The organism is Mesorhizobium temperatum, from assembly GCF_002284575.1.
Lineage (GTDB): Bacteria > Pseudomonadota > Alphaproteobacteria > Rhizobiales > Rhizobiaceae > Mesorhizobium > Mesorhizobium temperatum.
The window spans coordinates 247,372-260,029 of sequence record NZ_NPKJ01000060.1; the positions used below are offsets into that span (position 1 = coordinate 247,372).

Annotated in this window: 12 protein-coding genes and 1 tRNA gene; 7 read left to right on the forward strand and 6 right to left on the reverse strand. The window is 60.0% G+C overall.

Annotated elements, in window-relative coordinates:
* Positions 1-32: 32 nt before the first annotated feature.
* Positions 33-1,451, reverse strand: coding sequence for a magnesium transporter (gene mgtE, locus CIT26_RS22695; protein WP_095494624.1), 1,419 nt, complete (start codon positions 1,449-1,451; stop codon positions 33-35).
* Between the two features lie 90 nt (positions 1,452-1,541).
* Between mgtE and CIT26_RS36770 the strand changes: the two genes are divergently transcribed.
* The 3 genes from CIT26_RS36770 to CIT26_RS22710 all read left to right on the forward strand — a co-directional run bounded on the left by CIT26_RS36770 (position 1,542) and on the right by CIT26_RS22710 (position 4,209).
* Positions 1,542-1,829: a hypothetical protein gene (locus CIT26_RS36770; protein ID WP_167391514.1), complete on the forward strand. Its 288-nt coding sequence runs from the start codon at positions 1,542-1,544 to the stop codon at positions 1,827-1,829.
* A 272-nt stretch (positions 1,830-2,101) separates the two neighbouring features.
* A complete protein-coding gene (locus tag CIT26_RS22705) occupies positions 2,102-3,439 on the forward strand; it encodes a glycosyltransferase family 4 protein (RefSeq protein WP_095494626.1) in 1,338 nt (445 codons plus the stop codon).
* Entirely contained in the window at positions 3,436-4,209 is a 774-nt protein-coding gene (locus tag CIT26_RS22710; protein ID WP_095494627.1) for an HAD-IIB family hydrolase, read from the forward strand. The genes CIT26_RS22705 and CIT26_RS22710 overlap by 4 nt, the downstream gene beginning before the upstream one ends.
* 22 nt (positions 4,210-4,231) lie before the next feature.
* On the opposite strand, the gene CIT26_RS22715 is transcribed toward CIT26_RS22710, so the two are convergent.
* Positions 4,232-5,944 (reverse strand): GH32 C-terminal domain-containing protein, encoded by a 1,713-nt coding sequence (locus CIT26_RS22715; protein ID WP_095494628.1) that lies wholly within the window; start codon positions 5,942-5,944, stop codon positions 4,232-4,234.
* A gap of 333 nt (positions 5,945-6,277) precedes the next feature.
* A complete protein-coding gene (locus CIT26_RS22720) occupies positions 6,278-7,180 on the reverse strand; it encodes a phosphatase PAP2 family protein (RefSeq protein WP_245319524.1) in 903 nt (300 codons plus the stop codon).
* Positions 7,181-7,379: 199 nt separating this feature from the next.
* On the opposite strand from CIT26_RS22720, the gene CIT26_RS38905 reads away from it, so the two are divergent.
* The gene (locus CIT26_RS38905; protein ID WP_425350375.1) at positions 7,380-7,643 is read left to right on the forward strand and encodes a cupin domain-containing protein; all 264 of its coding nucleotides are present in this window, start codon (positions 7,380-7,382) and stop codon (positions 7,641-7,643) included.
* 26 nt (positions 7,644-7,669) lie between these two features.
* Positions 7,670-8,581, forward strand: a complete 912-nt coding sequence (locus CIT26_RS22730; protein WP_095494630.1) for a dihydrodipicolinate synthase family protein — start codon at positions 7,670-7,672, stop codon at positions 8,579-8,581.
* A 111-nt stretch (positions 8,582-8,692) separates the two neighbouring features.
* Here CIT26_RS22730 and CIT26_RS38910 read toward each other — a convergent pair whose 3' ends face one another.
* Both CIT26_RS38910 and CIT26_RS22735 read right to left on the reverse strand, forming a co-directional pair.
* The gene (locus CIT26_RS38910; RefSeq protein ID WP_425350370.1) at positions 8,693-8,947 is read right to left on the reverse strand and encodes an RSP_7527 family protein; all 255 of its coding nucleotides are present in this window, start codon (positions 8,945-8,947) and stop codon (positions 8,693-8,695) included.
* Positions 8,948-9,292: 345 nt separating this feature from the next.
* Positions 9,293-9,682 carry a TRAP transporter large permease subunit gene (locus CIT26_RS22735; RefSeq protein ID WP_095494631.1) on the reverse strand — a complete coding sequence of 130 codons (390 nt, stop codon included), beginning with the start codon at positions 9,680-9,682 and terminating at the stop codon, positions 9,293-9,295.
* 575 nt (positions 9,683-10,257) lie between these two features.
* On the opposite strand from CIT26_RS22735, the gene CIT26_RS22740 reads away from it, so the two are divergent.
* The gene (locus tag CIT26_RS22740) at positions 10,258-11,073 is read left to right on the forward strand and encodes a methyltransferase domain-containing protein (protein WP_095494632.1); all 816 of its coding nucleotides are present in this window, start codon (positions 10,258-10,260) and stop codon (positions 11,071-11,073) included.
* A gap of 195 nt (positions 11,074-11,268) precedes the next feature.
* Here the strand turns inward: CIT26_RS22740 and CIT26_RS22745 are convergent.
* Positions 11,269-11,353: transfer RNA gene (locus tag CIT26_RS22745), tRNA-Leu, on the reverse strand.
* A gap of 284 nt (positions 11,354-11,637) precedes the next feature.
* Between CIT26_RS22745 and lipB the strand changes: the two genes are divergently transcribed.
* The gene (gene lipB / locus CIT26_RS22750) at positions 11,638-12,381 is read left to right on the forward strand and encodes a lipoyl(octanoyl) transferase LipB (protein WP_095494633.1); all 744 of its coding nucleotides are present in this window, start codon (positions 11,638-11,640) and stop codon (positions 12,379-12,381) included.
* Positions 12,382-12,658: the final 277 nt, after the last annotated feature.

Sequence of the window (12,658 nt, forward strand, 5' to 3'; positions counted from 1 at the left end):
ATTTACGTAAAAGTCAATTGAGAGGGCGTCGCTCAGCGCACGCCGAACCACCATGTGGCGAGGCCGAGAAAGGCAAAGAAACCGACGACGTCGGTGACCGTCGTGACGAAAACCGCCGAAGCCACGGCCGGGTCGATCTTGAACCGGTCGAGCAGCAGCGGGATCAGGATGCCGGCCAGCGCGGCCACGAACATGTTGATGATCATCGCCGCGGCGATGATGCCGCCCAAATTGGGATCGCGGAACCAGGCGGCCGCTACGAGGCCGATCAGGATGGCAAAGATGATGCCGTTGATGGAGCCCACCCCCATCTCGCGGCGGATGATGCGGCCGGCATTGTAGATATCGAGATCCTTCGTCGCCAGCGCCCGCACCGTGACTGTCATGGTCTGCGACCCGGCATTGCCGCCCATGCCCGCCACGATCGGCATCAGCACGGCCAGCGCCACGATGTGCTCGATCGTGCGATCGAACAGGCCGATCACCGATGCCGCCAGGAACGCCGTCAAAAGATTGACCAGCAGCCATGGAACGCGCGAGCGCGAGGTCGAAAGAATGCTGTCCGATAGTTCTTCATCGCCGACACCGCCCATGCGCAGCAGATCTTCCTCGGCCTCCTGCTGGATGACGTCGACCACGTCGTCGATGGTCAGCACGCCGACCAGCCGGTCGTTCTCGTCGACGACGGCAGCGGAGAGAAGGTCGTATTGTTCGAATTCGCGCGCCGCCTCTTCCTGGTCCATCGTGGCCGGAATGGCGTGCCTGGTCTCATGCATGACCTCTTCGACCTTGATCGAGCGCTTGGTGCGCAGGATCTGGTCGAGATCGATGGCGCCGAGCAGCTTGAAGCTCGGATCGATGACGAAAATCTGGCTGAAGCGGTCGGGAAGGTTGTTGTCCTCGCGCATATAGTCGATAGTCTGGCCGATCGTCCAGAACGGCGGCACCGCGACGAACTCCGTCTGCATGCGGCGGCCGGCGGTCTCTTCGGGATAGTCGAGCGAGCGCCGCAGCCTGATCCGCTCGGTGAACGGCAGTTGCGACAGGATCTCGTCCTGGTCTTCCTTTTCGAGGTCCTCGAGAATGTAGACCGCGTCGTCGGAATCGAGGTCCTGCACCCCCTGGGCAATCTGCGCGTTGGGCAGGCTGTCGACGATGTCGCGGCGGATCGCCTCGTCGACCTCGGTCAGCGCGGAAAAGTCGAAGTCGGCGCCCAACAATTCGACCAGTGCGCGGCGCTGTTCGGGATGAAGCGCCTCAAGCAGGTCGCCGAGTTCCGATTGGTGCAGGTCGTCGACCTCACGCTTCAGCGTCAGCGTGTCGCGATCGGCGATAGCTGCGCCGATCGCGGCAAGGAACGACGACAGAATGGCGCCGTCCTCGCCATAAATGTCGGCATGGCTGCCGTCAGCGGCCCTGGCGCCGGTCGTCTGTTCGTCCTGGCCTTCCACCAGCGCCTCCCGCCATCAGAATTCCGGAAAAGGTGCCTGTCACGTCTAGCGCATGACCCTGAAAATCGAAATCGATTTTCAGAAAGGATCATGCGCAAAGAAAAATTGCTACAGCGTCCTTTGCGCGTCCGAAAGGACGCGCGGCGCTGTAGAGCATCGAGCCCAAAAGTGGAAACCGGTTTTGGGAAAAATCCGATGCTCAAACACAAAGATAGTGCGGCGGCACGATTCGACCCTGAGGGTCCGCAGCTCTATGGCGCAACGCGCGGGAATATCAAACGAAATGCGCCCTTCCCCGCCGCAGAGCGAAGGCTGGTGCAACCGGATCGCCGGACAGACGTTGATGCCGCACTCGGCCATCTCCTCAAGGACGCGTAGGCTCAGCCCCTGAGGCCAGATACCAACGGGCGCAAGGGATGATCGAAATGGCAGCCGTTGGACACCGTCAATCCTCGAAGAACCGTCGAACGTCGATTCCAAGCAACTCGGTGACCGAAATATGCGACAGAGCCGGTTTGCCTTACCATCGCGTCAAATGCGTTGACCTGAGCGCATGCTCGGAATTTGCGGATGGGGGATGGAATCCTTATAGTTGTGAATTGGCGCACGCTTTCGACTGCGGGCGTGCAGAATCGTAGAGAAGGATACAGATGCCGGACGTCAACTCGGATGCGGCGATACCTCGAATTGCACTCATTTCAACCCATGGCTACGTAGCAGCCAACCCACCGCTCGGCGCGGCCGATACTGGCGGACAGGTGGTCTACGTCCTGGAACTCGCCAAAAAGCTGGCCCAGTTGGGTTACGCCGTCGATATCTGGACGCGGCGTTTTGAAGACCAGCCTCCTGCCGATGAGGTGGCAGACGGGGTTCGTGTCCTGCGTGTCGCCTGTGGCGGGCCCGATTTTATTCCGAAGGAATATCTCCACCGCCATCTTCTCGAGTGGTGTGAGAACGCGCTGCGCCTGATTCGCAGGGAAGACCTCTCCTACGACTTCATCAACAGTCACTACTGGGATGCGGGCGTGGCGGGGCAGCGACTGTCGGAAGCGCTCGCTATCCCGCACATCCATACGCCGCATTCTCTCGGCATGTGGAAGCAGCGCCAGATGAAGACGGACTACCCGGACAAGGCCGATACATTCGACGCCGAGTTCAATTTCACCGAGCGCATAAAGCACGAGACGATCATCTATCGAAGCTGCGCCATGGTGATTGCAACAACGCCGCAGCAGGTGGACATGCTGGTCGAGGACTACAGTCTCGAGCGCGACCGCGTGCACATGATCCCGCCCGGTTACGACGACAACCGGTTCTTCCCTGTCAGCGAGGCGTCTCGCCGGTTGATCCGCCATCGGCTCGGCTTCGAAGGGCGAACGATCCTGGCGCTCGGCCGGCTCGCCACCAACAAGGGCTACGACCTGCTGATCGATGCGTTTTCCGTTGTGGCGCCGCGTGTGCCGGATGCGGTCCTGAGGCTCGCTGTCGGCGGCGAGAACATGGACGAGCAGGAGCAGAAGATCCTGAACCAGCTCAAGGAACAGGTTGAACAGCTAGGCTTGCAGGATCGTGTCGTCTTTTCAGGCTATGTTGCCGACGAGGATCTGGCCGACACCTATCGGGCGGCGGACATGTTCGTCCTGTCGAGCCGCTACGAGCCGTTCGGCATGACCGCGATCGAGGCGATGGCCTGCGGAACGCCGACCGTGGTTACGATCCATGGCGGTCTCTATCGCGGGATCAGCTATGGCCGCCACGCGCTTTTTGGCGATCCGTTCGACAAGGAAGATCTCGGCATCACGATCGTCAAGCCTATGAAGCACCCGCGCCTCTATGGCCGACTGGGCCGCATGGGTGCACACAAGGCGCGCAGCCTGTTCACCTGGACAGGTATCGCGCAGCAGCTTGTCAGCCTTGTCGAAGGACGTCCGGTGCTGAAGGCGGTCGACGACCATGATTGGGACGAGCCGTGGAACGACGGCGATTGAGACCGATCACGCTTTTATCGAGTGATCTCGACGGGACTCTGGCGGGCGATCCGCCGGCGACGTCACGCTTTCGGTCAAAATGGGAAGCGCTCGACCCCGAGCACCGACCGGTTCTCGTCTACAACAGCGGTCGTCTGGCCGACGATATTTTGAACTTCGTCGACGAAGTCGGCCTGCCAGCGCCGGACTACGTGATCGGAGGTGTCGGTACGATGCTCGCCGGTCCGCGGCACACCTCGCGTCTCGCACACCTTACTGAATTGGGCCACTTTACCCAGAGGTTTTCGGAAGGCTGGTCTCTTGAAAAGGTCGATGCGGTGCTCGGATCGCTCAAAGACACCGTCCGCCAACCCGACGGCTATCAACACGCCTTCAAATCGAGTTGGTACCTGCACGACGCGACTCCGGAAGCCCTTGCCAGCATCGAGCGCGCTCTGGCCGAGGCCGGCCTGTCAGTGACGATGATTTATTCGAGCGGACGCGATCTCGACATCCTGCCGCGTTCAGCAGACAAGGGCCAGGCGCTGGCCTGGCTCTGCAATGAACTCGGCATCGGCTTGGATGAGGTGGTGGTCGCCGGCGATACCAACAACGATCGCAGTATGTTCGACCTGCCGGGTGCGCGTGGGATTGTCGTCGCCAATGCCCTTCCCGAACTGCTTGACATGGCTCGGGACAACCCGCTGATTTACAGCGCGAAAGAACAGTTCGCCCTTGGCGTCGTCGAAGGCCTCGTTCATTGGTCGGTGTTTGAGGACGCTCAATCCTGAGCCGGAAATATTGATCTCCTTGTCACGGTTTGAGCGCCCATACCGTCGCGTGTAGAATGGCACCCGTTTCAGCGATGAGACGTGCCGATTGTATAGGCTCAAAACCGCTGATCCGCTTCGTGCCAGCCCAACGGCCGCGATCCGCGAAAACTTCGATCGATCCGTAGTCGAGGAATATCCGCAGCCGTTTTGGACGGGCTCCCTTGGCAATATAGTGAGGAGATTCCGCTGCATCGTCTCCGTGACGAATGGCAAGTCCCTCGTCGTTGACAACAACCTCGAGGCGAACACTTGGATGATGCAGCTTCAGGTAGAAATGGGCACCCGGCTCTTCGAGCTCGAACAGGATTTCGACGGCGCCATTGATAAAGCTTACCTGTTCTCCGGCTGCGAGGCGTGTCCGGTCCAGAATATGGCTCCGCAGGCTCTCGGCTGCTCCGATGGGCGGGGTATGCAACTCGCCTGCAGACAGATGGATGTTGCGGGGCAACGTCATGGCAGTGGGGAAATCGATCGCCGGTCCGGTATCGGCCCAGTTGGCAAGCCATCCTATACCGACAATGGCATCACCGTCGACGAAGGCCTGGAAGGCGTAGTTATCTGTCCCGAAGTCCAGTTCCTGTTCGAATTCCTTGGCAAAAGTCTGACCATCGAACCAGCCGACAATGGCCATTGTCAGGTTCTTGCGCCGGGTGGACCGGTCCTCACTGTTCATCAGCCCGAGAATTAGAACCCAGCGCGTCGCGGGATCGGTCGCAGGCCCGTCGAGCGGCAGCAGACAGGGACATTCGATCGCCGTCGTCCGATAGTGTTTCTCGACCAGAAGCTTGCCGATATATGTCCAGCCGGTGGCGGCCGTATGGTCATGGGTTTCGTAGAGCAGGACAACGCCGCCCTCATCGCTTTGGCTGCCCAGCAGCATTTTCCAGCGGCCATCCGGTCCCTTGAAGACGTATGGGTCGCGAAAATCGGTGGTCAATCCCTCGTCAAGCGGTCGGTACGGCAGGATGACGTCGGCATTTCCCGCCGTGATGAGGTCGCTGGAAGTGGCAGTGAGCTGGATTTGCTGTTCCGGGATACGGTCCTGTACCTGCTCGGTGAAAAAGACGCGAATACCCGGGCCATCGGCAAGCGGGACGGCTGAGCCGGAATATGCACCGCCCCGTTTGTCGGGCCTCGCGGTAAGATCTTCCGACGGGAACAGGAAGATGGGCATGTGGCGCCATCGCAAATAATCCGAAGATACAGCGTGCCCCCAATGCATCGTGTTCCACCGAAGCCCATGGGAATAATGCTGATAAAAGAGATGTGGGCGACCTCCAAAGCGACCGAATCCGTTTGGATCGTTCATCCAGCCGAACGGCGGACGAAAATGATAGCTGTCAGGGATGTTCGGCGGGGCATTTCCCGGATTGGTGTGGACAACTGTAATGCCTGTCTCCAGCACGTCGGCCAATGCGAACCAGTAGGCAACCGATACCGAGGTTTGATCCGTGTCGTAATCCAGTTCGACACTGCCACCGCCGAAGACGTGAAAAATTCTGAATTCATGTTCTTCGGCGTTCGTAACGCTCACTTCGCCGAACTTGCCACGCACATTGGAAAAAGACAGCGAGCCCGGAACATCCGGCCTGGTCGCCTTAAGCCAGATATGGAAGGTGGCGTTGACTGGCAGGTCGGCATGCAGGCTTCGAATGGTGTTCCCTCCCGCAATCCTTACCTGGCTGTCACTCATCAAGATGCCTCCGTTGCGTGCGGCTTTCCCAGGCAGGTCGAGTATCAAAACCGGGTGCTCGACCTAGAATGCGTTGCGGAAGGTTAAAGCTGGATTTTCACTTTGGCAAAGTCATTCCCCGGATCGACAGTTTCTTGACTTCAATCGCTGCGCGGATCGCGCCTGATCTCGGGGCCGAAGGAAGATGACAAGCCCGGAGAGCATGATTGCACGTCCGACAGCGCAACACTTCTCTTTTCCGCGAGTTTCGACCTCGCGGATTTGTCGTCCCTTATGCAGAGGGCGACGCCCAGTTAACCAGCGCTGTTGCCCCTGGCTGACATTGCCAGGCACCTAACCTTCTATGGGTTGGCGTATCGCAAACTGTGTCTCGATCTGCGCTGGCTGGCGTCCGGTCGCCCACCAGATCACCGACACCACGATAATGGAGACGTAGCCGTCAACAGCGTAGTGCCATCCGGTATATACCGAACCGTACATTATCAGGGCTGCGAACATCCAACCGAGAACACCGAGCCAGAGATTGAGGGAAGAAAGCAGATAGGCATTCAGTGTGGCAAAGGCGACGTGCATGCTTGGCATGGCCGAGATGCCACCGCCAAGGTCTGGCCGGCCGCTCTGGTAAGCCGTCAGAAGATATGCAGCGGGCTCCCGCACCATGTGGCTATAGTCGAGACCGTCTATGGCGGCGTTGAGTCCGTTGAAGCGGTCCTCGCCAACAAACTGGTGGTAGTAGATCGGCCCAACCGATGCCAGCGCCAAGGCCAAGACCGTGCCGAGGATGGATAACGTCAGCGCGGCTGCCCAGAGGTAGCGGACGCGGCCAATCTTGTCCGACCAGAGGGACACGAAAAGCATGGTGCCGAACCACTGGAAAAACCAAATGACCTCATAGCTGTTGAAGACGACGATCGACCAAATGTTGCCGTCGAGCTTGTGCGTGAGTTCCCACGGCGCTGTCCCGTGCAACCATTCATCCAGATCGGCTAACCAGTTGTCCGCATAGAATGGAACGACGGACGGGATGGCCATCTTGTAGGTAGAGAACGCGGTCAAGCTGGCGAAGAAGAATAGCAGCACCATCAAACAGCCACGCCAGCGCGCTCGGACCAAATCTACGGCGTAGCGAGTTGGTTCTCCCCGGCCGTAAATAAGCGCGGCAGAACAGACACCAGCAACAAACAAGATCGGAATACCGGCGGCGAACTTCTGGGCATAAACCAGCGTTAGGTGCAAGAAAGACTGTGGACTTATTGCAGACGCGCATACCACGTAGATTGCTAAAAAGAACGCAAGGCGCAATGACCATTTTGTCGATGGACTGTAGTCCCCCGCCTCCGCAATTAAGAGCATACTAATTTACCAAGGTTCAAATGCCGACATCGGTAGCATTATGAATGTGATAGCGAAGCAAGCTTACCATGCGGTTACTTCAATGCCTGGCTGTCACTCAAAAGATGGCTCCGTTCCGCACTGGCACGACAACGAGCAGATCCTTGTCATGATATCGGGCATGTGTAGGCTCACCATCGACGGCAAGATCTTCGACGCAGATCCGGGCGACCTTCTTTTCTTTCCCGCCGGCCCCCCATTGCGCGATCGGCACGGGACCGGAAGGCTGCGTCTATTACGAAATCTTCGCGCCCGCCCGTCCGGACCAACTGCCGGGTTGGATCGGACCATCGGTCCTGCGCTATGACTGAAAGCTGAATTTAGGAGGATCTCATGGCCATCGGTCCTGACACCAGAGGTGTCTACACCATTGCCCCGACGCCGTTTGAGGCGGATGGCAAGATCGACTGGGAATCACTTGATTCGATGGTCGATTTCTACGAGCGCTGCGGCGTCGATGGGATGACAATCCTCGGCATCATGGGTGAGGCCCCGAAGCTCGACGCCGGCGAATCGCTCGAGATCGTCAAACGTATCGTGGCGCGCACTAAGCTGCCGGTCATCGTCGGCGTCTCTGCCCCTGGCTTCGCCGCCATGCGCAGCCTTGCGCGCGCCTCGATGGAGGTTGGCGCGCAGGGCGTGATGATTGCGCCGCCGCCGGCGCTGCGCACCGACGACCAGATCGTCACCTATTTCCGCAACGCATCCGAAGCGGTCGGCGAGGATGTTCCTTTCGTCCTGCAGGACTATCCGCTGACCCTCTCGGTCGTCATGACGCCGGCCGTCATCCGCCGCATCGTCACCGACAATCCGGCCTGCTTCATGCTCAAGCACGAGGATTGGCCAGGCCTGGAGAAGATCAGCGCGCTGCGCGGCTTTCAGAAAGACGGCTCGCTGCGGCCGCTGTCCATCCTCACCGGTAATAGCGGCCTCTTTCTCGACTTCGAGATGGAGCGCGGCGCCGATGGCGCGATGACCGGCTACGCCTTCCCCGATATGCTGGTCGACGTGGTGAAACTGTCTGCCGCCGGCGAGCGCGACAAGGCGCACGATCTTTTCGACGCCCACCTGCCCTATTTGCGCTATGAGCAGCAACCCGGCGTGGGACTTGCGGTACGCAAATATGTGATGATGAGGCGGGGTGCCATCGCGTCCGACGCCCAGCGCAAGCCTGGCAGTGCGTTGTCGGCGGCGGCCAGACAAGAGGTCGACTACCTGCTTTCGCGGCTGGAAAGCCGCGTCTAGAGCGCTATGCGTCTCGATGGAACCAAAACCGCGCCCTAACTCTTTGTTTTGACGCGTTTTATCGAACGCCAAACGAAGACGTTTGGCTGCCTAATGCTTTAGCTTTCGTCTTCAGCTTTTCGACTTTTGGTCGCGAACGTGAGCCTCGACCGAGGGCGCATTGACGCCGGGTCCGGTCGGCGAACTTGCCAAGGGGAGCGAGTGGCACCACCGGACTGCGCTACGGGCCAGGGTCCGCAGGGCCTCGGCTCGCGACTGGCGCGCCCTATGCTCCAGCGCCAGCAGATCCAAAGGACCCTGCCGCTGCCGCCAAGTAAGCAGAAGATCATCGGTTTCTCGGGTTTGCCGATCCTTGTTCGGATACATCGGTGTTGTCCCTCCCGGCTCGTTGGGAAAAAGCGATACCGAACCGAGTCAGCGGCTGGATCGCTGATAGCCGGCGTGTTTTCTGCGCGAGCCGTAGCGCTTCTCGTAAAGCGGTCGCAGCAGCGACTGAATGTCAGGATCTGACACGCGCCTGCCTGCGGTTCTTGCTGTTCTTGATTCCCTTGATCTGCCCATCGAGGGCTCGGCGCACTTCGTGCGGAAAAATGCCGTTTCGATACATCGCGCTCTCCTGATTGACGAGAATGTTGGGCGCGATAGTCGATGGGCCGCCCTACGGAATGATTTCAAGGAGGAGGAATCTGATTACAGTTGTAGCAACGGAGATCAGCGCATTGTCGCCGGTAACCACAGGGCAATTTGCGGGAAGATGATCAGCAGCACTGTCGTCACGACGAGCGCAATCGTCAGGATGCTGGTGCCCTTGTAGACCTTCGTCAGGTCGGCTCCGGCGGTTGTGCCAACGACGAACGCGACAAGGCCGACCGGCGGGAAGACAAGCCCGATAGTGACCATCATCATGGAAACGACGCCGAACCAGATCGGATCGAAGCCGAGCGAAGTGATGAGCGGGAACGTCAGTTGCAATGTCAGAAGCAGCAGCGGGATCTCGTCCATGAACGTGCTGATGACGAAGGATGGCCGCCGCGTCCTGCCGTACCTGCAAATGGCGCGCGGCGGCACGAGGTCGGCCCGAAATTCTCGCTGAACCCGCATCGTTTGCCTTTTACCTCGCCCTACGGGACATGCCGGACGTGGTAGAAATCGGCAAACACCGGATCGATGCGCCGTAGCCCATTCCGCTTGCCTCGAAAAGCATTTCCGCTTGGCGCACGGGCTGATCGAGCAAGAGGGCTGCGATTTCAGGGGACCGGCGCGTTCGCCAGTTCCCTCGGCTCAAGCTTGTGCAAGCCGCCGCCGTAGAACGGAGCCCCAGGCAGTCGGAGGATTCTGGTCGGCCACTGTCAGTGTCACTTCCTGCGCGGGCGCAGCCGCGGTCAGGGCAAGTACGGTGGCCACGATCCCGACGACGTTACATGACTGGTGATAGCTCATCCTTGGCGCTCCGCTGCACTCATGTCGAGAACAGCATTGGCTCGGAGAATTTCGCTACAGAATGATTTCAGCGAAACGGAATCTGGTTACGTCTGTAACAACGGGGAGCGTCGTTGTTGATCGCCCGCGGCGCCTTATGGCACTTTGCTGTGGAAGGAGGCGGGCGGCTTGGCGCCGATGCTGGCCCAACGTGAGCGTCAATAGCAACCAGCGGCAATAGCAATTGGGAAAATCCCATGGCCAAGGCAGAGGAACTCCGGACCTATATCATCAAGGGTGGCGAGGAGGGGCGGTCGCGGCTCGCCCTCATTTCGCGCGTGCTGGCGCCGGCAACCCAGGCGCTTCTCGACCGCTTCGAACCGCTGAACGGAATGTTGGCGCTGGACGTCGGTTGCGGCGGCGGTGACGTCAGCTTCGAACTGGCGGCTCGGGTCGGGTCAAACGGCCGCGTCGTCGGATTCGATCTCGACGAAGAGAAGCTGGCGGCGGCCCGCGAAGAGGCGTGCAATCGCGGCCTCGCCAATGTCGCGTTTCACCAGGCCAGCGTGCTCGATCCGTGGCCGGTCTCGGGCGCCGCGTTGGTTTATATCCGGTTCGTACTCACGCATCTCGCGAGGCCGGAGGACGTGCTGGCGAGAGCGAGGGCGGCGCTGGCGCCCGGCGGCGTCTTGATCGTCGAGGACATCGACTATGCCGGCCAGTTCTGCGATCCGCCTTGTCCGGCCGTCGACCGCTATCGCGAGCTCTTTGTCGCGACGCTCAAGGCGCGCGGCGGCGACCCGTTCATCGGGCGCAGGCTGGTCCGCCTTGTGGAGAGCGCGGGCTTTGCCGGTGTCGACTCCTGTCTCGCCCAGCCCTTCGGGCGAAGCCGCGACGTCAAGCAGACCACGTCGCTCACCATGGCGGCGATCGCCGAGGCGATCGCGACATCGGGCATCGCCACCGCCGAAGAGGTCGACCATGTGACGCGCGAGATCAAAGCCTTTGCCGACCGGTCGGACACGACCATATCGCTGCCGCGCATCTTTCAGGCGTGGGGGCGAATGACGTAGCTGAGAGATGCATTGCCTTTCGGCAACGGCCTTGCCGTATGACGGCTTTGCGTCAAACCACGCGGTTAGCGCGTGGCATTGCGCACCCAACCATCTGCAGGTTCGCGCAGTGTTTCAGTTTGCATAAACAGCCTTGGGAAGAACTGCAGGGAAACAGAAAATCGCACATAAAAATAATAGCTTATTGGATAAAGCTGGTGCGGTCGAGAAGACTCGAACTTCCACGGGTTGCCCCACAGCGACCTCAACGCTGCGCGTCTACCAATTCCGCCACGACCGCACGTGGTAGGAGCCGAAACGAACCGGCTCGCGGCGTGTAGCAAATCGTTTCCGGCGAAACAAGGGCGCGTCGCGCAATAATTGCCTGGGGATTCGGCATAACCTTCCAAAGGGTTGGAACGCGCCCGGAACTGGACGTTTCAGCCGATTGCCGCCATATGTGGGGCTAATGCATGTCGCCCAAAAGTGCGCAGCGGTTTTGGGACAACGACATGCATAAAAACAAAAATCTAAAGCGCGCTCACGGTTCCCTTCAAACGCGGCGCGCTTTAGACGAGATACGCCATGACAGAACGCAGCCAGATCGTCACGTCGTTCCTGCCCCTGCCCGGTTCGGCGCCGGTCGAATGGCGGGTCGAACCCGGCCTCACCGCCTATCCGGATGCGCTTGCCGTGATGGAGGCGCGTGCCGAAGCGATCCGAAGCGGCGCCGCCGGCGAGATGGTCTGGCTGGTCGAGCACCCGCCGCTCTACACGGCCGGCACCAGCGCCCGCATCGAAGACCTGATCGAGCCGGACCGCTTCCCGGTGTTTGCGGCCGGGCGCGGCGGCGAATACACCTATCATGGGCCAGGCCAGCGGGTCGCTTATGTGATGCTCGACCTGAAGCGGCGGCGCGAGGATGTCCGCGCCTTCGTCGCGGCACTTGAACAATGGATCATCGGCACGCTCGCCGCCTTCAACGTGCGCGGCGAACGGCGTGAGGACCGCGTCGGAGTCTGGGTGGTGCGGCCGGATCGCCCCGTCCTGGCCGACGGATCGCTCGCCGAGGACAAGATCGCCGCCATCGGCATCAGGCTGAGGCGCTGGGTGAGCTTTCACGGTATCGCCATCAATGTCGAGCCGGATCTCGCCCACTTCAGCGGCATCGTGCCGTGCGGCGTACAGGATCACGGCATCACCAGTCTCGTCGATCTCGGTCTTCCCATAACGATGGCCGATCTCGACCTCGCGCTAAAATCCGCCTTCGAGGATGTCTTCGGACCCGCGGCACCTTTGCTTGTCGAGTTGGCCCGCAAGGCTGGCTGACAAAGCGGCGCTGAACCACCGAGCTCCGACGCAGCCCCTCCCGTGAAGAATGGGGCGCGCTGCCTCACATCGCTCCGATCCAGATCGCCATGGAAATGAGAAACGTGCTCATGCACACCAGTGACACGACATCCTGAACAAGACCGGTCATAACTCTCTCCTGTTTTCAGTATGTTCGTATTTTGTTCTAATTTTGTTCGAATGTCAACGACCGCAATCAGAGTGTGTCGCGAAATCCGGGCGCTCAGTTCGGCAGGGTTAAGGAAGGGTTGAGAAC

Excerpts from the sequence above, each read along its gene's own strand:
- CIT26_RS36770 (WP_167391514.1), top strand. The coding sequence starts at position 1,542 with ATGCGCAAAGAAAAATTGCTACAGCGTCCTTTGCGCGTCCGAAAGGAC.
- CIT26_RS22705 (WP_095494626.1), top strand. The coding sequence starts at position 2,102 with ATGCCGGACGTCAACTCGGATGCGGCGATACCTCGAATTGCACTCATT.
- CIT26_RS22730 (WP_095494630.1), top strand. The coding sequence starts at position 7,670 with ATGGCCATCGGTCCTGACACCAGAGGTGTCTACACCATTGCCCCGACG.
- CIT26_RS22740 (WP_095494632.1), top strand. The coding sequence starts at position 10,258 with ATGGCCAAGGCAGAGGAACTCCGGACCTATATCATCAAGGGTGGCGAG.
- CIT26_RS38905 (WP_425350375.1), top strand. The coding sequence starts at position 7,380 with ATGCCTGGCTGTCACTCAAAAGATGGCTCCGTTCCGCACTGGCACGAC.
- CIT26_RS38910 (WP_425350370.1), bottom strand. The coding sequence starts at position 8,947 with ATGTATCCGAACAAGGATCGGCAAACCCGAGAAACCGATGATCTTCTG.
- CIT26_RS22715 (WP_095494628.1), bottom strand. The coding sequence starts at position 5,944 with ATGAGTGACAGCCAGGTAAGGATTGCGGGAGGGAACACCATTCGAAGC.
- lipB (WP_095494633.1), top strand. The coding sequence starts at position 11,638 with ATGACAGAACGCAGCCAGATCGTCACGTCGTTCCTGCCCCTGCCCGGT.
- CIT26_RS22735 (WP_095494631.1), bottom strand. The coding sequence starts at position 9,682 with ATGCGGGTTCAGCGAGAATTTCGGGCCGACCTCGTGCCGCCGCGCGCC.